This is a genomic window from Leucothrix mucor DSM 2157 (assembly GCF_000419525.1).
GTDB classification, from domain to species: domain Bacteria; phylum Pseudomonadota; class Gammaproteobacteria; order Thiotrichales; family Thiotrichaceae; genus Leucothrix; species Leucothrix mucor.
On the sequence record NZ_ATTE01000001.1, the window covers coordinates 22,352 to 48,154 of the forward strand.

23 protein-coding genes are annotated in these 25,803 nt (G+C 47.4%); 9 read left to right on the forward strand and 14 right to left on the reverse strand.

Features of this window, described 5'->3' with window-relative positions:
- Nucleotides 1-48 precede the first annotated feature (48 nt).
- The 3 genes from LEUMU_RS0100095 to LEUMU_RS0100105 all read right to left on the reverse strand — a co-directional run bounded on the left by LEUMU_RS0100095 (nucleotide 49) and on the right by LEUMU_RS0100105 (nucleotide 1,804).
- Nucleotides 49-540, reverse strand: a complete 492-nt coding sequence (locus tag LEUMU_RS0100095; RefSeq protein WP_169446317.1) for a phasin family protein — start codon at nucleotides 538-540, stop codon at nucleotides 49-51.
- A gap of 65 nt (nucleotides 541-605) precedes the next feature.
- A complete protein-coding gene (gene phaP, locus LEUMU_RS0100100; protein WP_022950234.1) occupies nucleotides 606-923 on the reverse strand; it encodes a TIGR01841 family phasin in 318 nt (105 codons plus the stop codon).
- 155 nt (nucleotides 924-1,078) lie between these two features.
- Nucleotides 1,079-1,804, reverse strand: a complete 726-nt coding sequence (locus LEUMU_RS0100105; RefSeq protein ID WP_022950235.1) for a sulfite exporter TauE/SafE family protein — start codon at nucleotides 1,802-1,804, stop codon at nucleotides 1,079-1,081.
- 107 nt (nucleotides 1,805-1,911) lie between these two features.
- On the opposite strand from LEUMU_RS0100105, the gene LEUMU_RS0100110 reads away from it, so the two are divergent.
- Both LEUMU_RS0100110 and LEUMU_RS0100115 read left to right on the forward strand, forming a co-directional pair.
- Nucleotides 1,912-2,790 (forward strand): LysR family transcriptional regulator, encoded by an 879-nt coding sequence (locus LEUMU_RS0100110; protein ID WP_022950236.1) that lies wholly within the window; start codon nucleotides 1,912-1,914, stop codon nucleotides 2,788-2,790.
- Nucleotides 2,791-3,177: 387 nt separating this feature from the next.
- Nucleotides 3,178-3,678, forward strand: coding sequence for a hypothetical protein (locus LEUMU_RS0100115; RefSeq protein ID WP_022950237.1), 501 nt, complete (start codon nucleotides 3,178-3,180; stop codon nucleotides 3,676-3,678).
- Here LEUMU_RS0100115 and LEUMU_RS0100120 read toward each other — a convergent pair whose 3' ends face one another.
- Nucleotides 3,679-4,428: an endonuclease/exonuclease/phosphatase family protein gene (locus LEUMU_RS0100120; RefSeq protein ID WP_022950238.1), complete on the reverse strand. Its 750-nt coding sequence runs from the start codon at nucleotides 4,426-4,428 to the stop codon at nucleotides 3,679-3,681.
- 167 nt (nucleotides 4,429-4,595) lie between these two features.
- Here LEUMU_RS0100120 and LEUMU_RS23890 point away from each other — a divergent pair, with 167 nt between their 5' ends.
- The 3 genes from LEUMU_RS23890 (at nucleotide 4,596) to LEUMU_RS0100135 (ending at nucleotide 6,277) form a co-directional block, all read left to right on the forward strand.
- On the forward strand, nucleotides 4,596-5,507 hold the full coding sequence (locus LEUMU_RS23890) for a TraB/GumN family protein (RefSeq protein ID WP_022950239.1): 912 nt from the start codon (nucleotides 4,596-4,598) through the stop codon (nucleotides 5,505-5,507).
- 147 nt (nucleotides 5,508-5,654) lie between these two features.
- A complete protein-coding gene (locus LEUMU_RS0100130; protein WP_022950240.1) occupies nucleotides 5,655-5,876 on the forward strand; it encodes an AbrB/MazE/SpoVT family DNA-binding domain-containing protein in 222 nt (73 codons plus the stop codon).
- Complete coding sequence (locus tag LEUMU_RS0100135) at nucleotides 5,873-6,277, forward strand: type II toxin-antitoxin system VapC family toxin (protein WP_022950241.1); 405 nt, start codon at nucleotides 5,873-5,875, stop codon at nucleotides 6,275-6,277. Before LEUMU_RS0100130 ends, LEUMU_RS0100135 begins: the two co-directional genes overlap by 4 nt.
- Nucleotides 6,278-6,364: 87 nt before the next feature.
- Here LEUMU_RS0100135 and LEUMU_RS0100140 read toward each other — a convergent pair whose 3' ends face one another.
- Nucleotides 6,365-7,123 (reverse strand): FCD domain-containing protein, encoded by a 759-nt coding sequence (locus LEUMU_RS0100140; protein WP_026744352.1) that lies wholly within the window; start codon nucleotides 7,121-7,123, stop codon nucleotides 6,365-6,367.
- A gap of 331 nt (nucleotides 7,124-7,454) precedes the next feature.
- On the opposite strand from LEUMU_RS0100140, the gene LEUMU_RS0100145 reads away from it, so the two are divergent.
- Nucleotides 7,455-10,283 carry an FAD-binding and (Fe-S)-binding domain-containing protein gene (locus LEUMU_RS0100145; RefSeq protein WP_022950243.1) on the forward strand — a complete coding sequence of 943 codons (2,829 nt, stop codon included), beginning with the start codon at nucleotides 7,455-7,457 and terminating at the stop codon, nucleotides 10,281-10,283.
- 176 nt (nucleotides 10,284-10,459) lie between these two features.
- Nucleotides 10,460-10,912, forward strand: a complete 453-nt coding sequence (locus LEUMU_RS0100150) for a hypothetical protein (RefSeq protein ID WP_022950244.1) — start codon at nucleotides 10,460-10,462, stop codon at nucleotides 10,910-10,912.
- Here LEUMU_RS0100150 and LEUMU_RS27600 read toward each other — a convergent pair.
- The 9 genes from LEUMU_RS27600 to LEUMU_RS0100195 form a co-directional block, all read right to left on the reverse strand.
- On the reverse strand, nucleotides 10,904-13,084 hold the full coding sequence (locus LEUMU_RS27600; RefSeq protein ID WP_022950245.1) for a diguanylate cyclase: 2,181 nt from the start codon (nucleotides 13,082-13,084) through the stop codon (nucleotides 10,904-10,906). The two genes, LEUMU_RS0100150 and LEUMU_RS27600, sit on opposite strands and share 9 nt — an antisense overlap.
- Nucleotides 13,085-13,089: 5 nt before the next feature.
- Nucleotides 13,090-13,920, reverse strand: a complete 831-nt coding sequence (locus LEUMU_RS0100160; RefSeq protein ID WP_022950246.1) for a phosphate/phosphite/phosphonate ABC transporter substrate-binding protein — start codon at nucleotides 13,918-13,920, stop codon at nucleotides 13,090-13,092.
- A gap of 197 nt (nucleotides 13,921-14,117) precedes the next feature.
- Entirely contained in the window at nucleotides 14,118-15,347 is a 1,230-nt protein-coding gene (locus tag LEUMU_RS0100165; protein ID WP_022950247.1) for an ABC transporter substrate-binding protein, read from the reverse strand.
- A 26-nt stretch (nucleotides 15,348-15,373) separates the two neighbouring features.
- Entirely contained in the window at nucleotides 15,374-17,356 is a 1,983-nt protein-coding gene (locus LEUMU_RS0100170) for a beta-galactosidase (protein WP_022950248.1), read from the reverse strand.
- Nucleotides 17,353-18,420 carry a galactose-1-phosphate uridylyltransferase gene (galT, locus tag LEUMU_RS23900; RefSeq protein ID WP_022950249.1) on the reverse strand — a complete coding sequence of 356 codons (1,068 nt, stop codon included), beginning with the start codon at nucleotides 18,418-18,420 and terminating at the stop codon, nucleotides 17,353-17,355. The genes LEUMU_RS0100170 and galT overlap by 4 nt, the downstream gene beginning before the upstream one ends.
- Nucleotides 18,417-19,577 carry a galactokinase gene (locus LEUMU_RS0100180; protein WP_022950250.1) on the reverse strand — a complete coding sequence of 387 codons (1,161 nt, stop codon included), beginning with the start codon at nucleotides 19,575-19,577 and terminating at the stop codon, nucleotides 18,417-18,419. The genes galT and LEUMU_RS0100180 overlap by 4 nt, the downstream gene beginning before the upstream one ends.
- 16 nt (nucleotides 19,578-19,593) lie before the next feature.
- Nucleotides 19,594-21,723 carry an alpha-galactosidase gene (locus LEUMU_RS0100185; RefSeq protein ID WP_022950251.1) on the reverse strand — a complete coding sequence of 710 codons (2,130 nt, stop codon included), beginning with the start codon at nucleotides 21,721-21,723 and terminating at the stop codon, nucleotides 19,594-19,596.
- Entirely contained in the window at nucleotides 21,720-22,571 is an 852-nt protein-coding gene (locus LEUMU_RS0100190) for a carbohydrate ABC transporter permease (RefSeq protein WP_022950252.1), read from the reverse strand. Before LEUMU_RS0100190 ends, LEUMU_RS0100185 begins: the two co-directional genes overlap by 4 nt.
- Before the next feature lies 1 nt (nucleotide 22,572).
- The gene (locus tag LEUMU_RS0100195; RefSeq protein ID WP_022950253.1) at nucleotides 22,573-23,451 is read right to left on the reverse strand and encodes a carbohydrate ABC transporter permease; all 879 of its coding nucleotides are present in this window, start codon (nucleotides 23,449-23,451) and stop codon (nucleotides 22,573-22,575) included.
- Nucleotides 23,452-23,645: 194 nt separating this feature from the next.
- On the opposite strand from LEUMU_RS0100195, the gene LEUMU_RS23905 reads away from it, so the two are divergent.
- Together LEUMU_RS23905 and LEUMU_RS0100205 are read left to right on the forward strand one after the other, a co-directional pair.
- Nucleotides 23,646-24,443 carry an IclR family transcriptional regulator gene (locus tag LEUMU_RS23905; protein WP_022950254.1) on the forward strand — a complete coding sequence of 266 codons (798 nt, stop codon included), beginning with the start codon at nucleotides 23,646-23,648 and terminating at the stop codon, nucleotides 24,441-24,443.
- 3 nt (nucleotides 24,444-24,446) lie between these two features.
- On the forward strand, nucleotides 24,447-25,541 hold the full coding sequence (locus LEUMU_RS0100205) for an ABC transporter ATP-binding protein (RefSeq protein ID WP_022950255.1): 1,095 nt from the start codon (nucleotides 24,447-24,449) through the stop codon (nucleotides 25,539-25,541).
- Nucleotides 25,542-25,803 lie beyond the last annotated feature (262 nt).

Genomic DNA, 25,803 nt, shown 5'->3' on the forward strand with positions numbered 1-25,803 from the left:
ATGTGCGGCTTCTCGTATCCTAGCCAGTAGTTACTGGCTATCGGTCAATTATGCTTTTGGTGTTACAGCAGTCTTTACTGCTTCAACAGCTTCTTTGCTGCTAGTCGTTACTAGCTTCTGTACTTCAGCTGTGTAGTCTTGGCTGATCTTAGCAACAGCTTTGCTGTCTTCAACTAAACCTTCCATGATTTCTTTTGCTTTTGCATTTTGCTCTGCAAAGTATGCTTTAGCTGCTTCTGCATCTTTAACTTCCATCGCTGCTTTCGCGTTAGCGATAGTCATTGCGCTGTACTTGTTTAGCAGTGCAGTGTTCAGTGCGATCAGACTTTCTGACTTTTCGATAGCCAGTGCTGCGAATGCTTTAGAAGGTGCCATTGCTTTTTCGAAATCAAATGCTTGTGTCATTTTAATAGTCTCAGTCAGTGTAAATACAAGAAAGTTGCTTTTGTGTTGCGGCGCAACATGTGCATAATCTAACAGGCCGAATGCTGCAGCGCAATATATAATTTTTGTTGTCGTGATCAGCTTTTTTAAAGACACAAAAAAGCCGCAGTACCGAAGTACTGCGGCCGTATTCATCAACTGATGACGCTGGTGGCTAAAGCTTATGCTTTAACTGAATCAGCAACCAGTTTTTGAACTTCAGCTGTGTACTCTTCGCTGATCTTGGCAACAGCTTTGCTGTCTTCAACTAGGCTTTCCATTACTTCTTTAGCAGACTCAGCCTGCTTAGCGAAGTAAGCTTGTGCCGCTTCTGCATCTTTAACTTCAAGAGCTGCTTTAGCATTAGCAATGCTCATTGCGCTGTACTTGTTCAGTAGAGCGGTGTTTAAAGCGATTAGGCTTTCTGACTTTTCGATAGCCAGTGCTGCGAATGCTTTAGAAGGTGCCATTGCTTTTTCGAAATCAAATGTCTGTGTCATGATAATAGTCTCAGTTAATATTTAAATGTTTAGGATCGTTGTTTTGATCCATTGCTGCACTGCAGCATGGGTGTAATGTATCAACGCTTATGTTGCAGTGCAACATTTATTTTAAATTAAGTTAAAATTTATTTCTACCGCCAACCTTCTGACCGCTAACTAAACATAAATAACTTAATGGCTGCGATCGCCGACATGCCCCGAATTAGCCATTTGAACTGGTTAAGGTTTAGCTTCTTAACCAGCCAATAACCCATAAAAGCGCCTATCACCATGCCCGGTATGCAATAGACACTAAACAAGATTGTTTCCTTATTCATGAGCCCGAGCATGATCAAGGGCGGAAACTTGGCCAGATTAATTAATAGAATGCACCAGGCGCGGGTACTCATATACGCGTCTTTAGGCAGCTTTTGCTCCATAAAGAATAAGCTGACAATCGGCCCTGCGGCATTCGCCATGATGCTCACGACACCACTGAGCAATCCTGCAATATAGATGGCTGTAGGGTGGCGCATAAAATTACTCGGATAGTGATCCGTAAAAATACTGTAGCTCAACATGAGCACCACCAAAACACCCAGCATCAGCTGAAACTGATCCGGATTAATACCAGACAGCAGCCAACCACCCAAGCCAACGCCCAATACGGTAATCGGTAAGAATCTGAGTAAAACACGCCATGCAATTTGTTTGCGATAAGTACTAACGGCCATGAGGTCGGTGATCACATACATTGGCGCAATCACGCCCAAGGCTTCCGGGCCGGGGAGGGCAATCATAATGACTGGCAAGATTAATAAGCCCATGCCGCCGACGGAGAATTTAGAAAATCCTGTAATCATCCCCGCCATAAGTAAGACCAACAGTGTGATGTCCAAAAGTGTGCCTCTTTGATTCGTTTGTTTGTAATAGGCGGCTAGTATATTGATCTATATGAATGCAAGATAACGACATGTTTCTATTATCCTGATCGGTTTTTACTATCATGAAAAATGACCAGTTAAAGGCATTCGTGGCAGTGGTTGAGCACGGCAGCTTTCGTGCAGCGGCCTCTGCCTTGTTTAAAACGCAATCGACGGTGAGCGCTTCGGTTAAGACGTTGGAAACGGAATTTGGTGTGCAGTTGTTTAACCGCGATGCCTATCGGCCGAGCTTAACCAGCGCAGGAAAGGTGTTTTACAGGGATGCTAAAAAGCTTGTCGCTCAAGTGCATGAATTGGAGGTATTGGGCCATCAGTTAGCTACCGGCATCGAACAGCGATTATCGATTTGCTTAAGTGCGGTCTGCGTGATTCCACCGGAGTTAAATACGGTCAAGCGCTTTTCGGCGATGCATCCGGATATGCGCCTGTCTATTTCAACGGGGCATATGTCGGGTGTGCTCGAAGGCTTGCGCTTGGAGAAAACAGATCTGGCCATCGGTCCGCATCATGGTTTGGATGATCGCTATGAGTTTCAGGAAATTAGCCAGATTCATATGACTACGGTGGCTGCCCCAAACTACATTCCAGTGGGGCCTGATACGTTGATCAGTCAGGCACAAATGCGCCAATATCCGCACATCTTAATCTCCGATACCGGCACCTCGCCATTAGATCATGTCAATGTATTAACCGGTGGCCAGCGTTGGTTTGTGAATGATTATCACATTAAGAAAACACTGATATTGGCCAGTATGGGCTGGGCGCGCATTCCAGCTCATATGGTCCAGCGGGAAGTGGCTGATGGACGATTGGTCGAACTAGCCATTGAGAACTTCAATTACACCGGCAGAATGCCTATTTATTTGATCCGTTTACGGGGGCATCCTCACAGTGAATTGGCGCGAGAATTTTGGGATGAGGTGGTTAGTAATAAGCAGTAATGAGCGCTAGCCAATATGCCTTGTTATGTATTATTTAACATCATTGTGATACTTTAATGCATAATGTAAACATTCGTAACGTTTAAATTTGACTCAGAAGTTTATAGTGAAGATAATAATTTTTTAGGGATCTAGCAGAGTGAGCTGTGGTAAGAGCCTTAGGTTCTTGTTCATTGTGCGATACAAAAATTTCTACGGGCTTGCGAAGACTGAAATCAGATGTTTATTACAAATATAATGACAACATTATCCTTTCTGATCTGTCCCGACCATCTCCAGGTCGGTAAGCAAGTTCTATCTAGTCCAAGTTTCACCAGCCAGCCATTAAGTGATGCCTGGCTCGGAAGTCTTGATACGCAACACTTTATACAGATACGACACGCCGATATGTTACATCGCTCAAGTACCGGTGCTTACTCACCTCGTTGGAAAACCGTTTCAGTTTATTTGACTGACAATGAATTTGGTCGAAGAGGCTTGTTAGAAGCATTCAATCAGCACCACCCGGAGGCTTCGGTTCTGAATGTATTCTGGAATAATAAAGCCGTCGCCCAATATCGTTGTACGGAAGAGACTTGCCGGTTTAGCAACTTCGAGCGCTTAGTTGATGGCGCTCCGATTCCGGTGGAGCAAGCCAATGCAGACTTTCTTGAGACGAGTGTGGAGCAGGGGACTAAGCAGCTGTGGTCTAACCTCTATTTTGCTGGTATCGACCCTGCTTTGGTGTCAGATTTTGAAGCGATAGAGAACGGTAGCCAATATCTGCCGCTGCAAGATAATATTCAGGTTCATACTGACTCGCAGACCCGAGTGGCTTACTTGGATTGGAGTAGTGCAGTGATTAAGAATTTTGACGCGCTGATTCAATTCTCTCGGGAGACTGCGTAGTTAGGCAGTGTCGAGTTTTAGAGTTATGGGTACGTGGTCGCTGACAGTTAGCCAGTCTTCCGGTATACCTACATCAAGTGTGCAGCGATCTAATAAATCCTTGGAGGCGAAGGCATAGTCAATATGGTAAGCCTTAGCCATCCGCCGATATAAGAAGAATGTAGCAAGGGATTCCTCTCCCTGATTCTCGCCATGCTGCCAATGATAGACGCTGCTTAATCCCAATTCGGCAAGCTCTTCAATCACATTAGAGTGATTCCACCAGCGATCGGATTTATCCCAGATAGCATTACTATTAAGGTCACCCATGATTAGTTGGCGTGGGCCTGAAAGTTGCTGCCGGTGAATCTGTAAATACTTCCAGAGCTGTCCAATATAAGCAAAGGCTTGAGAGTCTGCGCCCTTAGTCCAAACCCCCAAAACCTTGTAATCATCATTAATTGAAAATGGTAGAAACAGTTTAAGCGCTTCGGTTGTCCAGCTGCCAGAAGGGTGCTTGATACCTGCAATTTCAAATTTTCCTGACCAGTTCAACGCTGTTACCCGATGGCCGTTTTTGGGGAATATGCCAATGCCTTTATTTTTTGAATCACCAAGCCATAGGTAGTTACCCGCCCACTCCCGGTAAGCATGAGTTGAGCGAGCTGGGTCCTCACATTCTTGAATAATCAATATATCTGCTGAGAGGCTATCAGCTTGATCCAGTTTTTTCCGTAAAGCGCCACCGCAATTCCACGAAGCTATTTTCATTTTTCATTCCTAAAGTTACCGAAATAGCGGCGTGTAGTGTTCGATGGTTGCTTTAAATGGTGTTGTTTTAATCAATTGCAAGTAATCTTGAGAGTACCTCTGGCCTTTAAATATACAGAGGTTCATAAGGATATGCATATTGGATGCTCGAATATAAGGAACAAATAATGATTACTTGCAACACATGTACCAGAACCCTTTCGCTATTATCCGTCACGCTGGCGGCTGCGCTATTGAGTCAACTGGCGGTCGCTGACAGCTCAGTGTGGAAAGCGGAAAAAGACGGAAACCATATTTACCTTGGCGGCACGATTCATGTCTTAAGCAAGGATGATTACCCGCTGCCCAAGGAATACGAACAGGCCTATAAGCAATCAGAAGCGGTTTTCTTTGAAGTTGATATTAAGAAAATGAAAGACCCGGAAACTGCGCAGTTGATCATGCCGCTGCTAATGGCTCAGGATGGGGAAACACTGGATAAGGTGTTAAAGCCTGAAACCATGGAAGCGTTGACTGCTTTTACAAAAGCGCGCGGATTACCAATGACGGTAATCAACGGTTTTAACCCTAGTGGTGCTTATTTGATGCTGACCTCTATGGAGCTAATGGCCATGGGTATGATCGATGCGGGCGTGGATGAGTTTTACGATACTAAAGCACGCGAGGATAAAAAGGTACTGGGCCAGATGGAAACTATTGAGGAGCAAATGTCACTCTTCGCTCGCATAGGCAAAGATGATCCTGATCAGTTGATTATGTATACCCTTCGTGATTTGGCAGAAATGCCAGCGATGATGAAGGGTATGAAAGACGCTTGGCGCTCAGGTGATCGGGCGAAGTATCGCGAACTGTTACTGGAGCCATTTGTGAAGGATTATCCGGATGCTTATGAAGCGTTGTTGGTGGAGCGGAACAATAACTGGATGCCTAAGATTGAAGCGCTGTTTGAGACGCCGGAAATTGAGCTGGTGCTGGTGGGCGCGCTGCATATGATTGGTAAGGATGGGCTGTTGCAGCAGTTGGAGAAGAAGGGATATAGGGTGGGGCCGTTTGAGGGTGAAGATCTCGTTGCTGAATGAATTCTCATTGATGGCTGGAGACTTGACATAAGGGCTCAGATGATTCTCATCAAGCCCCCGTAGTTGCAAAATTAATAGTGATGTACGGAGGTTGCTTGCTAAAAACAGCCTTTTTCCTTACAATTAATAAAAAGTAAGGAGTTAATTATGTCATCCGCAACAATCACCAGCAAAGGTCAAACCACAATCCCCAAGGATATTCGGGATGCGTTAGACCTCCATTCAAAAGATAAAATTGAGTTCACATTGCTCCCCGATGGAACCGTCATTATGCGGGCGAAGCGACGGAGTATTCTAGAACTGCATGGTTTGTTACATTCGCCCGATAGAAAACCAATTCCTTTGGGACAAATGAGCCCTTGGAAATGAATGCAGTGTTTGGTTTAGACACCAACGTGCTTGTTCGTTTTTTACTGAATGATGATGAAAAGCAATCTGCTATTGCACGTGACAGAATCAAGCAGGCGATTAAAAGTGGCATACCTTTACGTATTAGTTTGCTTACAATTCTTGAAACTGAGTGGGTGTTACGCAGTTATGGAAAGTGCAGTAAAGAGACTATATTAGAAACGATGAAGTGCTTGCTAGAGTCTCGGGATGTTCAGATTGAGCAGGAAGAAACATTGGAGCAGGCGCTTTATTATTACCGAAATCACACCGCAGACTTTGCTGACTGCTTGATGGTGAGTCGATATCAGAGAACAGGGTGTGAGGCTATGCTGACGTTTGATGAGAAAGCATCTAAATTGCCGGGCAGCCAGTTGTTGTAGCAAACAAGGTCTGCATATTCTCAGACCTTTTTCTCGGCAGATGTCAGCTACTTTCTCAGCGTAGCCTTTCTAATTGGGCTTGTTCGGTCACCGTGCAATCTCACCAAGAATATTCAATCGGTTTAGCGAGCGTATTTTGCGGGCTTCATCATTATCAATTTCTTTAATAGAGTCTTCCACAAAAGCAAGGTGATGTTGTGCTGCTTCGCGCGCATCTTCCGGCCGTCCTTCTACCACCGCTTCCATCAGTGCTTTATGTTGCGTACTGAGAGGATCAAACACACGGGGAATGGTGTACAGTTTATCGAGGTTGTGCGTAATACTGTTTTGCAGCAGCTCAAACAGGCCGCGCATGACATGTAATAACACCAGATTATGCGAGGCTTCGACGATCGATAAATGGAAGGCGGCATCGGCGCGCGCTTCATCCATGGGATCTTTGCTGCCATGCACCTTGATCATGGTTTCATAGTTTTCACGTATCTTGGCTTTGTCTTCGTCGGTAGCACGCAGCGCGGCATAAAACGCGGCATTGCCTTCTAAGGCATGGCGAATTTCCAATACATCGAAACGGTATTCGGGATTCTCCCGAAACATGGCAACCATGGGATCATTGAAGTTGGTTGATACCGAGTTTTTCACAAAGGTTCCACCGCCGGGACGAGTGAATAACAAACCTTTGCTAATCAGTTTTTGTATGCCCTCACGCAAGGAGGGGCGGGATACTTCGAAGCGCTCAGCAAGTGTGCGTTCGGCGGGCAAACGATCGCCAGGTTGCAAGCTACCATCAGCAATCATGCTTTCAAGCTGGTCTGCGATGCGCTCAGATAAGCGTGGTTTTTTCATGACTTCCTCGTTATTGGTCTTACCAATTGATAGGGCCATTCTAATAACTTCGTCAATTGATTGCAAGCAGATCGCAGGGTGTTTTCTTCAGTCTACTGGAGGTTATATTGAGCTTTAATAATTGTTATATATACCTATTTACTGCTAAGTGTTTGATTTCTTCAATTGACTTAGTAGTGATGAATAGTCGAAAATGATTGAACTGACCAATTTACCAATAAGTGGAATTGGTAATATTTTTTAGTCGCTATCGGTGCCTTGATCATTAGATCAGTAATGACGGTAAGCTGTGGCTAAAAACGGACAATATTGCGATTTGGAGTGATGGAAAATGAAGACTGCTAACTATGATGTATTTTGTCGTGAACTCGAAACTTGGGTTCCATCCTCACGCCAATATCGGGATGATCTACATCGCCTGACTTACGGAACGGATGCCAGCTTTTATCGGCTCATTCCGGAAGTCGTGGTTAAAGTCGTTGATGAGTCCGAGATTGTTGCGCTGATTAAGTTGGCCAATAAGCACCAATTAGCCGTCACCTTCCGCGCCGCCGGTACCAGTCTCTCAGGGCAGGCAGTAACGGATTCCGTATTGGTTGTACTTGAAGGCAATAGCTGGCGCGACTATGAAATACTCAATGGCGGCAGCCAGATTCGTTTGCAGCCCGGCATTATCGGCGCACAAGCTAATAAGTACCTAGCACCCCTTGGGCGTAAAATCGGTCCAGATCCTGCTTCCATCGCAGCGGCTAAAATCGGTGGTATCGCCGCTAATAATGCCAGTGGCATGTGCTGCGGTACCGCGCAAAACAGCTATCAAACTCTGGTCGGCATGCGCATTGTATTTGCAGATGGTAGCGTACTGGATACGCGTGATGATGCCAGTTGCGAAGCCTTTGCCAAGTCACATCCTGAGTTATTAGATGGCTTGCGCAATATGGCCCTGCAAGTGAAGTCAGATACCACGCTACGCGATAAAATCCATCATAAATTCCGCCTGAAAAATACCACCGGCTACAGCTTAAACGCGCTAGTGGATTATGAAGAGCCGATTGATATTTTGCAGCATCTGATGATTGGCTCCGAAGGTACTTTGGGCTTTATCTCCGACATTACCTATAACACTGTGCCTGATCACGCAAACAAAGCCACGGCATTGGTGTTATTCCCCAATATCGAAGCGGCGTGTAATGGCGTGGCGGCGTTAAAATCGCAACCCGTCGATGCGGTTGAGCTGATGGATCGCGCCGGTTTGCGCTCGGTAGAAGATAAGCCTGGTATGCCCGCGCACTTAAAAGCGTTGGATAATGAGGCGGCTTGTTTGCTGATCGATGTACGCGGTGAAACACCGGCTGCCTTGGCTGAGAAAATCGCCGTTGTGCAAGCCACTTTAGCTGAGCACGATTTATTGATGCCCGCCGAGTTCAGCACTGACCCTACTGAATACGCGCGCCTGTGGAATATCCGTAAAGGTCTATTCCCCGCCGTTGGTGCCGTGCGTGAAAAAGGCACGACCGTTATTATCGAAGATGTGGCTTTCCCAATGGAGTATTTGGCGCAAGGTACCCGTGAGTTGCAGGCGCTTTTCCTTAAGTACAATTATAGCGAGGCGATTATTTTCGGGCATGCGCTGGAAGGTAATCTGCACTTTGTATTCACGCAGGATTTTAGTACCCAAGCTGAAGTCGATCGCTACGCAGGCTTTATGCACGATGTGGCAGAGCTGGTGGCCGTTAAATACGGTGGCTCACTTAAAGCAGAGCACGGCACCGGCCGCAATATGGCACCATTTGTGGAAATGGAATGGGGCAAAGATGCCTACCAATTGATGTGGACATTGAAGGGCTTGTTTGATCCGTCAAACCTGCTCAATCCTGGCGTTATTTTGAATGAAGATGCGGATGTGCATCTTAAAAACCTGAAGCCAATGCCGGCTGCTAATGACTTGGTAGACCGCTGTATTGAGTGTGGATTCTGTGAGCCAATTTGCCCATCACGGCATCTAACGCTCACGCCTCGCCAACGGATTGTCGCCGTGCGCGAACAGGCGCGTTTACTGGCAGAAGGATTGGATGACTCGGCCAAAATCTGGGCAAGTGCATTAGATTATGATGCGATTGATACCTGTGCAGTGGATGGTTTATGCGCCACGCGTTGTCCGGTGAATATCAATACTGGCGAGCTAATGCGTGAGCTGCGTACCGATCGCCATGGCAATTTGGCAAACAAAGTTGCAACCACCGCAGGCAACAGCATGGGCGCTTTAACTGCAGCCACACGCGTTGGTTTAAAGTCGGCTGATCTGGCCTATAAAATTTTGGGTGAGAAAAAACTAAGTAGCGTAAGCAAAGGTGTAAATAAAGTGAGTGCTGGTAGCATTCCCGTTTGGCACCCTTATATGCCGCGCGGCGCAAAGTCGTTTGAAGCAAAAAGTGCAGGGCCGTCAGCGAGTATGGTTGGCAACGGCAAGGTGGTTTATTTCCCAGCCTGCGTCACGCGTAGTATGAGCACGTCGGTAAATGATTCAGAAACTCGTGATTTGCGCGCGGTCATGGACTCATTGCTGCAAAAAGCGGGCTTTAGTTCGGTGATCCCGCCATCGGTGGATAAGTTGTGCTGCGGTATGCCATTTGCCAGCAAAGGATATCCAGATGCGGCAAATACTTCGGTTGAGCAGTTGGAAGCCGTACTTTGGGAGGCCAGCGAGCAGGGTAAATATCCGGTGCTGTGTGATACCAGCCCTTGCACCTTGCGCATGATTGAACAATTCACCAAGCCGATTAAAGTGTTTGAAACAGCCGGTTTCATCGAGCAGTATTTGTTGCCACATTTGGAGCTTAAGCAAAAAGAGCAATCTATTGCGCTCCACATCACTTGCAGTGCTCGTAAAATGGGACTGGATGCGACTTTGCGCAAACTGACTGGCTTGTGTGCCAAACAAGTTATCGAACCTGAAGAAGAGGGCTGTTGTGGCTTTGCGGGTGATAAAGGCTTTAGTGTGCCCGAGCTGAATGCCGCTGCGTTGACGCGCTTAAAGCAGCAATTACCAGATGACTGCACACAAGGCGTCAGTAACAGCCGCACTTGTGAAATTGGTTTGTCCTTACATTCTGGTCGGCAATATCATTCTATTGCTTACTTGGTGGACGATTGCAGCTAGTAGTGCTGAAACAATGGACAGCAGCTTGCCTGTGAATGCGTGATATCTGGCAGTAATTGAGTTAAAGTGAATACACCGAACTGGGCTGATTGATAAATAAAAATAATGGGGAGCCGGTCACTCATGGAGTGATGGTTAAAATTCCTTATAAAAAGTGTATAGAGGTGTTTCACACAATGACTGCCAGTCAATTCCAAGCAAAATCCGAGCTTTTGGAGCGGATACAGCGCGTGTTTAAACGAGAAGAGACCGGAATGCTAACCGTGCTCACAGATAACAATCGCTCGGTGATGATGCGTTTTACCGCTGGTGAACTGACCAGTGCGCGTTGTCGAAGCTGGGATGTTGCCAATACTATTGAGGCGTTGCTAGAGGCTAAAACAGTCAAATATACCTTTACCGCTGGCTTATCTGAGGACAAAGCGCCAATCATGGGTGCGCAAGATTTTATGGATGCTATTTCAATGGGCGAAGAGCCTTTAGAAGTGGTTAGTGAGGTGGTTGACGAAGTCGTTACAGGCGTCGTGACAGAGGTTGTCACCGAAACGGTAAGCGACTCAGCAGCAGAGCCAGAGCAGGAAAAGCCCAAGCTCGATAAGCGTACCGCAACCCGTATGAATTTATTCTGATTCGTGTAGTTTGCTGCTTGGGGTAGGGTTCAGGGTTTCATAATGAACCACCTGATTCCTGCCAGCGGCTTTAGCCTGATAGAGGGCTTTATCTGCGAAGTCGATACTCGCCTTTAAGCTTAAGCCTTCCGTATTGTGAATAGTATACACACCCGCACTAATACTAACTCTTGCCGCCACGGGCGATGATTTGTGTTCTATTGCTCGTGCCCAGATATTTTGCCGCATTTTTTCAGCTTGTCGGGTGGCCGAATCAGCCGGAGTATTCGGCAAAATAATCATAAACTCTTCGCCGCCATAGCGAGCAGATAGATCAACTTCCCGTGTGAAGCTGTTTTTAATCCCCAGCGCAACTTGCCTTAAACACTCATCGCCTTCGAGGTGGCCATAGGTGTCGTTGTAGTTCTTAAAATAATCAATATCGCACAGAATAAAGCTCAGTGGGTTATCCGGCTGGCGCTTAGCACGCTTCCATTCCAGCTGTAGTGTTTCATCTAAATGACGGCGATTCGCAAGCCCGGTTAAAGCATCGCGACGGTTCTGTTCTTCCAGCTGCTCGTGGGCTATTTGTAACTCGCCATAGGCTTCGTTTAGCTCGGCTTCGTGTTGTTTGCGCTCGGTAATGTCGCGCACGATACCGGTGTATTGCAGGCCTTGCTGAGTGACTACCTTTGAGATCGATAGCTCCAGTGGAATGAGTTTGCCATTGCGGTGTAAGCCATCAGTTTCCAGCTCATTATTGACCTGGCGGATATTGAGGTTGTCATCCAGTAAGAATTTTATCGCTTCAATATGGCTTGTATGATTGTCTTCAGGAACCAAGGAGATGACTGACGTGCCAATCATTTGATTTTGACTGTAGCCAAAAATCCGCTCGGCAGCGGAGTTAAAGTTGGTAATCGTACCTGTTTTATCGGTTGAGATAATACCTTCGACCGCATTATCCACAACCAGTCTGAGTCGGGCCTCATTGTCGATCAACGTTTTACGTTCGCGGTATGCCACAATCAATTGCGCGAGTGTTTGCAGCAAGACTTCCAGCTCACTAAACACCGATTGGCTAAAGCTTCGCTCATTGTTTACAAGGCACAAAATACCGACAAACTGGTAACCTGTGTACAGTGGAAGCCCTAGGAAATTATTGACGGTTTTATCATCGCCCAGAGAAAAGCCTAAGGTGTCATTCGGGATGCTGGGGCCATTATCAATCAGCGGCTTACCGGTTGCCATTACTTGACCTAACAACGAGTTCGACTTGCCAAGTTGTTGCTTATCATCATTTGAGGTTTTGATGATGGTATTGCCGGAGTAAAAATGAATTTTATTGTTAATTGATAAAGGGGCGATATAAGGCTGCTTCTGATTATCCAGCATTAGCTCGCCAATCAGGCCTTCACTGCAATGAGTGAGCCCTAAAATCCGAGCCTTAAGTTCTAAGAAAACGTGTCCCGCATCTTGCTCAGAAATGAATTTGCTTTGTACAAAACGAATAGCATCCTGAATGTCAGAATAATGGCCCATTTCCAGATCACGCTCATGGATCTTGTGCTGCATGGTCTCTAGCGATTTACCGAGTAATCCCACCTCATCTTTGGTGTGGATGACAGGTCGCGACTGGTAGTCACCACTGGCAATTCTGTCGGCGAAGTTGGCCAGTTTGACCATTGGCTTACGAATAAAAGCGTCGAGAAAGACCGACATCGCCAGAAAAATAACGAATAAAACCAGCATGATCGAATGCTGTATTTGTGTGACGTAATCGACTTCTTCCTGAATCGTTAGATGAAGATCCAGTTTCAGCTGTATCGTGGCATACAGCTTGCCATTGAAGATCACATCACGATTCAGTGATTCCAGTGCAATATCCTGAGGGAGGTAACGCTCAGACAGTGGATAAATCCGAATATTATCCACATTAAATAACGATAGCGCGTACCAATGCTTACGCTCTGCCAGAACCGTATCCAGCGTGCTGTACACATTAGCCAAGTCACTTTCTAAGAGATCCGGTAGTAATGCTGTAGACAGCAAATCGATGTAAGTTGACTCTTGCTCGATCTGTTTGCTCTTAGCCAATTCGACATAGCTAGGAATCATATACAGCGAGCTATAAGCGTAAACAGCAGCCAGTAACAGGGCAAAGGGTAAGATGAGTTTAAGGCGCAGATTCATGTCACTTATTTCACGTAGAATTCATCGAGCTTCATCTCATTCAGTAGCTGATAGTCTTGAATGCTGGCCTTTCCTGCGCTAACCATTGGAATCTTTTTCAGGAGTTTAGCGCCTTGTTCGGTTGCGGCTATTTTAAGAAAGGCATCGCTAACCGCTTGTTTTACCTCATCCGGTACTCGCTTGTGGGCAGTAATCGGGTGAGGAGGGACTTCCTGAGTTTTGCTAATAATTCGAAGCTGGCTAGTAATTTGCTCAGGCTGTTGAGAGAAGGTCTTTTGGACACCGCCACCAGCAGCAGCGAGCCCTAGTGCGACATTGAGGTAGACTGAGCTGTGGCTGCCAACATACATTTCTTCCACATCAATATTATATTTTCGGCTGAATTCGGCGCGGGGAATGAGCGCTGCACCTAAAGCATTAGGGGCTGGAAAGGCAACCTTTTTACCATCCAAATCTTCTATAGCATTAAATGGGCTGTCTTTTTTCACCACGATAATTCCGTATAGACTACGCCCTACATCGCGGATAATGGGCTCATAGCCTTCTCTATCATGCCCGATAATCGCGTGATAAGGATTCATATAGGCAAAGTCGTAGCGGCCTTTTATAAAGCTGCGCTCGAATGCAGGAATGTCTAAAGAGCCACTGAGCTCAAACTGCAGGCCGGTTTCTTTCTCCAGCATCTCAAGCACAGGCTCCCAAGTTCTACTAATGCGTTCAGATGAAAACTGCGGAACGACACCAAAAGAATAAGTCTTTGTTTTTACTGGCTCGTTGGCCAAACTGACTGTGGAAGCGGCAACCAGTGTCAGGCAAAGCAGCAGGGCTGATTTCATGACGGCACCTTTATTTTAATTATTAGTGCAATAACTTTAAGTTGTTTCAGCTGGCTGGAAACTGAACTCAGGCCTCAAAAACAGTTAAACATTAGGGTTATCTAATATATTGATAGTCGTGATTAGCGCTCAACTAGCATAAAAAAGGGCGGCAGTATGGTGGCTGCCGCCCTGATCTTTCAGCTGTAAGTGGTGAATTACTTCACTTTAAACTCACGCTTACGAGTCTTCTCTAACGACTCAAGGATCTTATCCAAACGCTCAGGCTTAACCATGAACTCCTGGAATCCTTTCATACCTTCTTTCGCCATGCCCGGTGTCGTATCACGGTCATAGAACTGTGCAGTACCGTCTGCTTCACTCAACATCTTAATACCGATATTCAGGAAGTAGTTATCAGCCGCTTTCGCATCTTTATTCGGTGGAATCTGGTTGATGGCGGCGTTGATTGTGGTCTGTACATCCGGTGTTGCTAAGTAAGCCAGGAATTTACGTGCATCTTCCTTGTTCTTCGCTTTAGCGGGGATGTGAACCGTATCCATTGGCGCATCTTCACCAACACCCACTTCAGGGTTGATAATCGGGAATTGGAAGAAGCCCATGTTCTCTTCCTGATCACCAAACTGAGGTGTAATGAAGTTACCCAGCAAATACATCGCCGCTTCGCCTTTCAGCAAGAACGGTAGTGCTTCCTGCCAAGAGTAAGTCGCGTGATCTTTTACAAAGTACTCTGGCTCAACCACTTTTGACCAGTTAGCGAATGTCGCTTTAACACGGTCATCTGTGTACGGGATTTTTCCATCCATCAGGTCGATGTGAAAGTCTAAACCGTTAGTACGCATGTTCAGGTAATCGAACCAGCCCGCCGCAGTCCACAGGTATTTAGTACCGATTGTAACCGGTGCAATGCCTGCTTCTTTGATCTTGGCACACGCCGCGAGGTACTCATCGTAAGTTTTTGGAATTTCGATGCCTAGCTTTTCGAAAATATCCTTACGGTAGTAAACGCCCCACTGGTAATACGTGTATGGCATGCCCCATTGCTTTTTGTCGATCGACATTGCAGGTGCTGCAGTGCTCATCTTGTTCAGCAGGTCGCCATCTGTCCACAGATCAGAGACATCTTCGAACAGTTTCTTATCTACAAATTGCTTCATGCGGTTACCGGCATACCAGAACACAACATCAGGCGGCTCAGTCGCCAGCCAGTTGCGCAGGGCTGTTTTATACGCTTCTTTATCGAAGGTATTCAGCTTAACCTTAATGTCCGGGTTAGCCGCTTCAAACTGTTTAACCACTTCAGCAAATGCCGCTTTTGGAGCCGGATCAGCTTGATCTGAGTTAATCACCAACGTACCTGCCAGAGCAGATGTTGACAGCGCAATGGTTGCCGCCAGCGTGATTAAAGTTTGTTTGATCGGATGCATAGATTTTCCTCTCTTCTCATTGTTGATCATGTGTCAATTTGAACAATTGCCAGTTGCCCCTGAGCTAAATGATGCCCACCCAGGACCGTTTGACGTTGGTTAGGTAGTGACTGATCTTCCGGACCGTAGTTAAAGAAGAACTGCCATTTCCCGACTTTCTGTTGCCGTAAGCCACCGGCACAAGGGTTGATCTTCAAGTGCTCATTGCTTTCGAGTACTTGTTGTATCAATTCGTTCAGACTGTGTTGATCGGCACAGCCATTAATATAGTGGATGTTATTGTGCTGGTAAGCAAATCCCCAGCCATCAGCCGATTGATAACTTGGGCTGAGGTCTGTTTCTACAAACTCACGCCACTTGCTAACAGTTAATGATTGTTCTTTTGAGACGCTGTGTCTCACGGTATCAGACCAGAAGTCCGCTAAAGATTCAACCCGCACCACGCGCAGAAGGATAAGCTGCTGCAAACTGCCCGGTGCTAAGTTCGCCGGGATTTGATATTGCTGGGTTTTAGAGAACGTACGCGGGCCAAGGATTACCTGTGCGGACGTGTTTTTCAGTGAGGCCAATAACTCTGCATGCTCCAGCTGCTGATTGGCAACCACAATCGCAGCATAGCCATCCAGATTCGCATTTGGTGGCAGGATATCCACATTTACACCCGCCTGACGGCAAGCGGTGTACATCGACATGGCCCAATCCAGCGGATGGTAATTATTACCTTGAGGCTGTACGCGTAAGGACCAATCACTTTCATAGTCAAAGATGAAGGCCACTTCTTTGAGAATATGGCTGGCATCAATGCCTGTATTTTCGCTGCCTGCCTGTGCAGTAAGGCTTTGTACTTCGCCAGCGGTTTGCGTGGCTTCCAGTAGGCCGATATCAACACTGTTATCCGGACGCTTTAGGCCGCTGTGCATTTGCTCTTGGGCAAATGGGGCTTGTCGCCAGCGGAAATAACTGACTACTTCTGCGCCATGGGCAAAGGCTTCCCAAGTCCAGAAACGGACCATGCCATCCAGTGGAGCAGGGTTGTGCGGTGCCCAGTTGACAGGGCCGGGTTGCTGCTCCATGACCCACCAACGACCTTTGCCCACGCCACGGTATAAATCATGGTGGAATGCGGCAAAGTCAGGGTGGCCAGTGCGCATCCATTGCTGCTTTTCAGCATCGCTGGCACGACTTTGGTCAAGGAATCCCAGCGGATAACTATCCCAGCTGGCAATGTCCAGATCGGCAGCCACATCGTGATGATTAAAGTCGGTGAAGTTACCCATATAGTTATGGATTAAGTCGCGACCCGGTGCGTATTTACGCAGAATATCGACTTGTAGCTTGTTATAGACCACGACCTGATCGCTACTAAAACGCCAGAAGTCTAGTTTGTGTGCCGGGTTGGATTCTGTAACGGTCAGGTTTGGCCGTTCGATTTCATTAAAGTCGCGGTATTCCATGCTCCAAAACACATTGCCCCAGGCTTCATTCAGGGCTTGGATATCACCGTTATATTGCTGGTGGCACCAAATGCGGAAGGCATCGCGAGCGGCTTCAGAGTAGCTGATAATGGTATCGTGGCAGCCGTATTCATTGTCTGTTTGCCAACCGGCAACGGCTGGATGGTCGCCAAACTCTTTCGCCATTTCAGTGACAATGCGAGCGCATTCCACTAAATAAGCCGCGGATGAAAAACAGTAATGACGACGCGAGCCGAAGCTGCGCGGCTTGCCGTCTTCATCAACTGCAATCATGTCAGGATTTTCATCGACCAGCCATTTGGGTGGTGTGGCAGTTGGCGTGCCTAGTACCACTTTCAGACCAGCATTACCTAAAATATCCAGTGAGCGCTTCAGCCAGTCCCAATCGTATTCACCGGCTTCAGGCTCGTAACGGCTCCAGGCAAACTCGCCTATGCGTACCCATTCGATACCGGCGGCAACCATTTCGGCAGCATCCTGCTCCCAGAGTGATTCTGGCCATTGCTCAGGATAATAACAAACTCCTAACTTCATGCGTTTTCCTCACGCTGGGTCACTTTGGCAAAGGCTTCGCGTAGCCGTTCTGCCGCGATTTCTGGTTGGACTGGGTTCACAATATTGGCGCTTCCGGACTCGTAGCCCGCAAGGTATTTCAGCTTATCTGGCTCACGCAATGGCGGCTGCATAATCATATGGAACTGCCAGTGCTCATTGTCCGGATGATCATCGCAAGGCGCGTTGTACATCAGGCTGATATTGGGACTTTCGCGCTGGAATAACTCGTTATAAGTCTTTGCCATTTTCTGATAGAGCAGGGATAAATCATCACGCTCGACATTATTCAACTGGCCAATGTGTGCGGCACGGCGTTTTGGCAGTAGCCAGCACTCATAAGCAAAGCGGGCAAAGTAAGGAATGATTGCAACGAAATGCTCGGTCTCGGCAATAAGCAGAGACTCTTTATAAGTATCGCGGCTTAGTAAATCCAATAGCAGAGTGCTGCCATGTTCACGAGCCCAGTCTGCTTGCGCTTGGCGCGCACGGCTAAAGGTATCGCCAACAAAGCCCGTCGCGTAAATCTGTCCATGCGGATGCGGGTTGGACACGCCAATCTCCTGACCTTTGTTTTCAAAAATCAGTATCTGCTGAATCGCGGGGTCTTTAGAGAGTGTGTTGTATTCTGTTTGCCAAAGCTGGCCGACAGTGCGCATGGTCTCTGTGCTGATGGTCGCTAAGGTACGGTCATGGCGCTCAGTCCAGCACAGTACACGACAACGACCTCGGTTTGAGGCGCGGCGTTGCAATGGGTCTGCCGCATCGGCTTCATCAAACACCGGTGCATTGGGCGAGAACGACGCATAGTCATTATCGAAAGCCCATGGGCCTTGATAGGCAGGATTCACTTCACCATTGGCGCGCGTGTTACTTGGACAAAGGTAGCAACTGGGATCATGCTCTGGAGGCTGCTCGGCTTTATCGCTGACGACGGCACCTTGCCAAGGGCGATTGCCCGTGGTCGCGGCAATGATTACCCACTGCGAGAGCAGGGGATGCCAGCGGCGCTCCCAGTTTCCCTGATTATCAGTCGCGGTGCTCATTCGGTAATTTCCCGCATGCCGTTGTCACTTTGCGTCGGGTAGAAATCTGCTTTTAAGCCGCAGGCTTCACGGTAGCGCTTGCCCACTGATTCGATGAAGTACTCAACCTGATCTTCTGCGACTAGGTTTACCGTACAGCCACCAAAACCGCCGCCAGTCATCCGTGCGCCAATAACGCCCGGTGTATCCAATGAAATAGCCACTAATTGGTCAATGATATCGGTAGAGGCTTCAAAGTCTTCACTCATTGATTTGTGTGATTCATTCATCAGCCTGCCGAAAGTATTCAGATCATCAGCATTCAAAGCAATAACGGCTTCACGTACCCGATTGTGCTCGGTGATGACATGCTTGGCGCGCTTTGCTACGTCAATACTGCTGAAGTACTCGAGGCTATCTTTCATCTGTGCAGGCGTTACTTCCGCCAGCTGCTTGATGTTCAGATGCTTGCTGAGATCACGAGTGGCAGTCTGGCATTCCTGAAATCTCTCATTGTATTTGGAATCCACCAGATCACGGCGCTGATTGGAGTTCACGATAACAATTTGATAGCCATCTAATTTGAGCGGCGTTTGCTCGCACTCAAGTGTGTTGCAGTCCAGCATCATGGCATGATCTTTCTGTGCCATCGCGACCGCATACTGATCCATAATGCCGCAGTTAACGCCGACAAATTCATTCTCAGCGGCCAGTGCAATGCGTACCAACTCGATATCATCAAAACCCGCACCGAACAGGCTATTTAGAGCAAACGCGGTAACGACTTCCAATGAGGCTGAGGAGGAAAGTCCGCCGCCATTAGGAATATTGCCGCTATACAAGCATTCAAAACCGGTAGTTTCAATGCCACGCTTGCGGAATTGATCAATCACACCAAGTACGTAGTTAATCCAGTTATCACCATACTTCTGATTAAGCTCAGCCGGTGATAAAGAAGCCATTAATTCAAAATTGGTAGAGGCCAGTTTGACGGTATCGTCATCGCGCTTTCTGATCATGACGGTCGTGCCGCGATCAATAGCACAAGGGAATACCAAGCCGCCACAGTAATCAGTATGGTCGCCAATTAAGTTTACCCGGCCAGGGGCATAGAAAGTGCGAACCGGATTGGAGCTTTCTTCAAAGCGCTCAATAAAAGGTTGGTAGAGTGTATTCATGCTCATAGCCCAGTGATCAAATAGAAGTGCAATGTAGTAATAAGGCGGTTTGTGGCGGCATATAAGGCAGTACTAAGCCCATTTGCATTAGCAGCTCACCGCTCAGGGTTATCGACGGCTGTTCCATCCATGCTGGCAATGCTTTTGCAAAATGTGCCAGATAAGGCAGGTTAGCATTCAGGCAAGTCACTGCATAAGTTGCTTGTGGGTCTAAACCGTGAAACTTGAATTTGCCAGCCGTTGCGTGCAAGTGGCTGCCATCGCTGACCGCGCTCCACAGCGATTGTGACTGATCTTCAGAGACTAAGCCCTGTGCGTGGATGCAGCCTTGTATCGCCGGTAAGCGCCAGAGCTTTGCTTCGGCTAACCAGTTGCGGTTGTCTTTGTAGATTTTAGTGTAGTGCTGAACCGTTGCGCGGTCGGCATCACTTAGCAAGCGGCTATCAAACTCATAGCCCGTCTGACCCTGTAAAGCCACAATGGCGCGGGTATCCAGCTCAGTCTGGCGTCCAGTTAAATGGGCAATGGCCGAGCCAATGTGCGCGCCCATGATTTCCGGTGGAAAGAATAAGCTGAAGCCGTTTTGAATGCTGATGCGCTCAATCGGGTCGATATTATCAGAAGTCCACACGCGGCCAGTATGGCGCAGTACGCCAAAATCAACGCGAGCACCGCCAGAGGCACAGGTTTCAATTTCCAGTGTCGGGTGGGCTTTATTCAGCTTGTCCATCAAACGGTAAACCGCGAGGATTTGCTGGTGTTGCGAGCCCTTGAACTGAGAGCCTGCATTGAGGGTATCGCGGTTCATATCCCATTTGATGTAATCAATTTGATATTCGCTCACAAGCGATGAAATGGCATCAAATAGGTAATCAAATAATTCTGGCTGGCTAAGGTCGAGCACTTCCTGATTACGAGCAGGTACTAATGGATAGGGCGCGTGTTGCAATGCCCACTCGGGATGCGCGCGGAATAAGGCGCTATCCGGATTCATCATTTCTGGCTCAAACCACAAACCAAACTGCATCCCTTTGGAGCGCACATGATCAACCAGTGGCTTTAGACCTTCTGGGTAAATCGCGGGATCAATCTGCCAGTCACCTAAGCCTGCTTTATCGTGGCGGCGGCCCATAAACCAGCCGTCATCTAGTACAAAGCGCTCGGCCCCAGTGGCATGGGCCGCATCAACCAAGGCAATCAATTTGTCGATGGCATGGTCGAAGTATAAGGCTTCCCAGCTATTGGCATGAACAGGGCGCTCGCGGCGTGTCCATTCCGGCAAAATATTGCGACGCGCAAAGCGGTGGAATTGCTGCGATACGCCAGAAAAGCCGCTGCTGCGAGTACTGTAAAGTAATGGGGTTTCGTAGCTTTCACCCGATTTCAGCACAATTTCGCCAGGTAGCAATAGTTCGCCACATTGCAAATAGCGCTCATGTTCGCTGAGGCTATCAATCAATAAGCGATAATTGCCGCTCCAGCCAAGGTGTGCTCCGAAGGCTTCGCCGGCGAGTTCGCTAGTGTGTGTTTCCCCGAGTAATAAGCCAGGGAAGTGTTCATGACTAGTGCGGCCACGACGATTATCAATCTGAAAACGACCGGCTTGCAACGTAGTGTTCTGAGCTTGGAACTCTTTACCCCAGCGCCCGTGCAGCGTAATCATTTGCTCCATGGCTAATGCCAATGGCAGGGTTGGGCAGCTCAGCCAGTCTAATGTGTAATCGCTATCGGCAGTGTTAGTCAGCGTATTCTGCCAGCTAAAGACATTACTTTGTGCATCGCAAGTGATCACGATTTGCAGGGCCAGGCCAGCGGCATCATCTTCAGCGAAAAAGGTAATCGCCTGCTCAGTTTGCTTAACATCAGTGACATTAAAGCGATGCGCAAACTGTGCTCCGGCGCGATGGCCTTGCAAGCCTGCTTCACCAAAATGGCCACGACTATTTTCAGGCAATAAAGCCAGCTGAGTGCGGTTATCCAGTTTGGCGTTCGGAATTGCATCAGCTGTTAATTTCAGTGCGGTCTCCGCGTCCAGTTCACTGGCCAGACGCGCCCCATAATAAATAACGGCTGGAATCGCGTTGTCAATGCTGAGTAATAGCAGCGTGCTTGCCGCGCTATCCAGCCGGTAAAGATTGTTACTCACCCTTTGTTCGCTCCCAGAGTTAAGCCCGCAACGAAATGCTTTTGCATCATGAAAAACAGCATTACGGGTGGCAATGCGGCAATCACTGAGCCTGCACTAATCAAGTGCCAGGAGGCCAGCCACTGACCACGTAAGGCGTTCAACCCCGCAGTAATCGGACGAACTTCATCGCTTTGCACCAGAATTAAGGCCCAAAAGAAATCATTCCAAACAAAGGTAAAGATTAGTACGGCCAGTGCAGCTAAAGCAGGGCGTACTAGTGGCAGAATGATATGAATGAAGATTTGCCAGTCTTTAACACCCTCAGAGCGTGCTGATTCCATTAATTCATTCGGCAGCTGCGCAATAAAGTTACGCATAAACAAGGTACAGAAGCCGGTTTGGAAGGCGACATGGAATAATACGAGTCCAATCGTCGTGTCATACAGCCCAAGGCCAATGGTCAGGTCGCGCACCGGAATCATTAGGATCTGGAATGGTACAAAGTTACCGGCAATGAAGATCGCAAACAAAAAGGTGTTGCCGCGAAACTTGTATTTAGCCAGTGCAAAGCCTGCCATGGTTGCCAGTGCAATACTGCCAATCACGGTTGGAACGGTGATTTTTAGCGTGTTTAACAGGTACTGCCACATTGGCGTTGCCTGAAAGACTTCACTGTAGTTTTCAATCATGTTCCATTCGCTGGGAATACCCCAGTAGTTACCCTGATTAATGTCTGCAATGGAGCGGACTGAGGTCAGCGCAACTGCGATTAATGGCAATAACCAGATGAGTAGTACCACCGGAACGGCAATGCGATAACTGATATTAGCGGCTTGAGAGCGATGTTTTAAAGGAGTTGGAAACATTTTAACGTTCCTCCGCACGTAACATGCGCCACAAGAAGAAGGCGATGTAAATATTCATGATCATAAACAGTACGGTGGCAATCGCCGCGCCGTAGCCCATTCTGAAGTTATTGATACTTTGCTCGTACATAAAGTACGCCAGTACCGAGCTGCTGCCGTAAGGGCCGCCGTCGGTCATGATGGCAATCAAGTCAAAGCTTCGCAGCGCACCAATCACTGTTACCACGATTGCGATAAAGGTAGCAGGGCGAAGTTGCGGGAGGATGACATACCATAACATTTTGAATCCGCTGGCATTATCAAGGCGTGCAGCTTCGATTTGCTCAGGGTTTAGGCCGTTAAGACCGGTTAGATATAGAATCATACAATAAGCGATTTGTGGCCATAAACCAGCCGCGATAATCGCGTAAGTTACTGTGTTTTCATTGGCCAGTACCGACATTGGCTCCAAACCAAAGAAGGTCATTACCTGTCCCATCAAGCCAAAACTGGGGTCGTAGAACCAGGCAAAAACTAGGCCGACAACCACTTGCGAGATAACGAATGGGAAGAAGAATAGGGATTTAGCGAGGCGGATGCCGGCAACTTCCTGATTCAAAAACAGCGCGATGGCCAATCCAATCACCGGGGCCAACATAAAGAAGACCAGCCAGAGGATGTTGTTTTTCAAGGAGGTCCAGAAATTATCATCGTCGAATAGCTCCGTGTAGTTTGCCATTCCTACCCAGGTTTTCTCGCCAAGCCCGTCCCATTCGTAAAAGCTGAGTGAAATGCTCTGGATGATCGGGTAGAGCACGTATAGCGCAAACATAACAAAGGCTGGCAGCAAAAATAGCCAGGGTGTCATGTTAACGGGTCGTTTATTCAGTGACTGACTCATCTGAAATCCTTAGAAAGTTAGCAAACTAAAAAATCGGAACATCGTTCCAAAAACAAGTATATTGATGTTTCTCGACGACTGTCAATCATTCAAAACATCTTATTTTTATTGTTTGAATTGGGGTGTTGTGTTTTTTTCAAGATAGTGGAACAATGTTCCATATGTTACTAAATCTGTAGAGTTGAAGAGATGATATGGCGAAGGTGAGCGGAGTAAAAGTAGAGAACAGTGGTTTGACCCGTGGACTTACTGTGATGTCTGCCATCGCTGATTCGCGGACACCGATGCGATTCGCAGACTTACAAACAGCACTGGATTTGCCCAAAGCAACCCTACACCGGCTGCTGGCGAGTCTACAGCTTGAGGGAATGGTGCGCTTTGATGAGGGTAACCAGACCTATCGTATAGGATACCGATTGCTGGAAATGGCTAATACAGCCTGGAAGCAGTCGGATGTTCGGGAAATTGCTCAACCACTCATGACAGAGCTAGCTGAGTTAACCAATGAGTCGGTTCAGTTGGCGGTATTGGTGGATTTAAATGCGGTGTATGTCTCTCAGGTTGAGTCCAACCAAAGCGTGCGCTACACCGTGAGCGTGGGTGATAAGTCCCCGATTTATTGTAGTGGTGTGGGTAAAGCCATGTTGGCCCACATGCCAGAACAGCAGCAGGCTGAGTTGATTGATCGCATAGAGTTTAAGCGATACACACAACAAACCATTACTTCGCCGGTTGTGCTTCAGCGACAGCTGCGGGAGGTTATAAAGCGTGGGTATGCCTTTGATACTGAAGAGCACCAGCATGGTATTCGTTGTGTGGCCGCTGCGATTGTTAATAACTCGGGCATGCCCGTAGCAGCAATTAGTGTGACAGGCCCGACGTTTCGGGTAACGGATAGTGATTTTGAGGATTGGGGGAGACGGGTAACAAAGTCAGCAGCGACTATTGCCCAACGCCTGCAGCCGGAGACAATAATGAGTGTAGAGGTTTAATAGATGGCTGACGTAACGTTAACGAAACTAGTCAAAGCATTTGGCGATGTTGAGATTATTCATGGTGTGGATCTGCAGATTCAATCCGGTGAGTTCACCGTATTTGTTGGCCCATCTGGCTGTGGTAAATCGACGCTATTGCGCTTAATTGCAGGCCTTGAAGATGTCACAACGGGTAAGATCGAAATCGGTGGCCAAGATGTCACCGAAGTAGATGCAGCCAAGCGCGGTATTGCGATGGTATTCCAATCCTATGCGCTTTATCCGCATATGACGGTTGAGCAAAACCTTGGTTTTGGTTTGAAAATGAACGGCGTTGATAAGAAAATTATCAAAGAAAAAGCCGATCATGCCGCTGGTATTTTGCAGCTTGATAAGCTGATGCAGCGCAAACCTAAAGAGTTATCCGGTGGTCAGCGCCAGCGTGTGGCGATTGGTCGTGCCATTGTTCGTAATCCAGATGTCTTCTTATTTGATGAGCCATTGTCTAATTTGGATGCTGAGTTGCGGGTTGAGATGCGCCTTGAGATCGGTAAGTTGCATCAAAAGCTGGGTAACACGATGATCTACGTGACCCATGATCAGGTTGAAGCCATGACAATGGCGGATCGAATTGTGGTACTGAAAGACGGTTATGTAGAGCAACACGGCTCTCCGCTGGAGCTTTATACGCATCCGGACAACCTATTTGTTGCGGGTTTCATTGGCTCGCCACGTATGAATTTTATTCCTGTGACCTTAGAGGCACCTGGTGCAGAAACGTCTGGCGTCAAGCTGCCGGATGGCCAAGTTATTAGTCTGAATTTCGATACTAGCGGCGCTAAAGCAGGGGATCCGCTGACGCTTGGCTTGCGCCCTGAGGACTTATCAGCTAGCGAAGGAGACTTTAACTTTGAACTTAAAGTCATTTTATCTGAACATTTGGGCGGCACCAGCTACTTATATGGTGAATACGGTCAAAACGATAACTTCGTGGTTGAACGCCCAGGTAACGATAGAACACGCTCTGGTGAGTCGGTTGCAGTCTATGCCGATGCTAAGAGTGCTTATTTGTTCGGTAGTGATGGACAAGCGTTTAAGCGTGATGTCGAAATGTAATTAGAGTTTAGCGGCTTAAAATCAATAAAAATAATCTTGTAAAGCCGCGATTCACTTGAAATGTGTTAAAAATGAGCTAATAGGATCTGGATATAGTGTCTGAACGTAAAGATACTGAGTTTCCAAGATCAGTAAAGTCAGCATGTTTTTTAGCACCGCAATGCGTAATTTTGAAGTGATTATGTTTTCCTTTTAATCAGTTTCGACCCTCGTATAGTACTTTAACCTATTGATTGTATTGGTTTTTTGAATCTAGCAACTC

Coding starts and splice junctions, on each gene's coding strand:
- phaP (WP_022950234.1), bottom strand. CDS start 923: ATGACACAGACATTTGATTTCGAAAAAGCAATGGCACCTTCTAAAGCA.
- LEUMU_RS0100110 (WP_022950236.1), top strand. CDS start 1,912: ATGAAAAATGACCAGTTAAAGGCATTCGTGGCAGTGGTTGAGCACGGC.
- LEUMU_RS0100115 (WP_022950237.1), top strand. CDS start 3,178: ATGTTACATCGCTCAAGTACCGGTGCTTACTCACCTCGTTGGAAAACC.
- LEUMU_RS0100120 (WP_022950238.1), bottom strand. CDS start 4,428: ATGAAAATAGCTTCGTGGAATTGCGGTGGCGCTTTACGGAAAAAACTG.
- LEUMU_RS23890 (WP_022950239.1), top strand. CDS start 4,596: ATGATTACTTGCAACACATGTACCAGAACCCTTTCGCTATTATCCGTC.
- LEUMU_RS0100130 (WP_022950240.1), top strand. CDS start 5,655: ATGTCATCCGCAACAATCACCAGCAAAGGTCAAACCACAATCCCCAAG.
- LEUMU_RS0100135 (WP_022950241.1), top strand. CDS start 5,873: ATGAATGCAGTGTTTGGTTTAGACACCAACGTGCTTGTTCGTTTTTTA.
- LEUMU_RS0100140 (WP_026744352.1), bottom strand. CDS start 7,123: ATGAAAAAACCACGCTTATCTGAGCGCATCGCAGACCAGCTTGAAAGC.
- LEUMU_RS0100145 (WP_022950243.1), top strand. CDS start 7,455: ATGAAGACTGCTAACTATGATGTATTTTGTCGTGAACTCGAAACTTGG.
- LEUMU_RS0100150 (WP_022950244.1), top strand. CDS start 10,460: ATGACTGCCAGTCAATTCCAAGCAAAATCCGAGCTTTTGGAGCGGATA.
- LEUMU_RS27600 (WP_022950245.1), bottom strand. CDS start 13,084: ATGAATCTGCGCCTTAAACTCATCTTACCCTTTGCCCTGTTACTGGCT.
- LEUMU_RS0100160 (WP_022950246.1), bottom strand. CDS start 13,920: ATGAAATCAGCCCTGCTGCTTTGCCTGACACTGGTTGCCGCTTCCACA.
- LEUMU_RS0100165 (WP_022950247.1), bottom strand. CDS start 15,347: ATGCATCCGATCAAACAAACTTTAATCACGCTGGCGGCAACCATTGCG.
- LEUMU_RS0100170 (WP_022950248.1), bottom strand. CDS start 17,356: ATGAAGTTAGGAGTTTGTTATTATCCTGAGCAATGGCCAGAATCACTC.
- galT (WP_022950249.1), bottom strand. CDS start 18,420: ATGAGCACCGCGACTGATAATCAGGGAAACTGGGAGCGCCGCTGGCAT.
- LEUMU_RS0100180 (WP_022950250.1), bottom strand. CDS start 19,577: ATGAATACACTCTACCAACCTTTTATTGAGCGCTTTGAAGAAAGCTCC.
- LEUMU_RS0100190 (WP_022950252.1), bottom strand. CDS start 22,571: ATGTTTCCAACTCCTTTAAAACATCGCTCTCAAGCCGCTAATATCAGT.
- LEUMU_RS0100195 (WP_022950253.1), bottom strand. CDS start 23,451: ATGAGTCAGTCACTGAATAAACGACCCGTTAACATGACACCCTGGCTA.
- LEUMU_RS23905 (WP_022950254.1), top strand. CDS start 23,646: ATGGCGAAGGTGAGCGGAGTAAAAGTAGAGAACAGTGGTTTGACCCGT.
- LEUMU_RS0100205 (WP_022950255.1), top strand. CDS start 24,447: ATGGCTGACGTAACGTTAACGAAACTAGTCAAAGCATTTGGCGATGTT.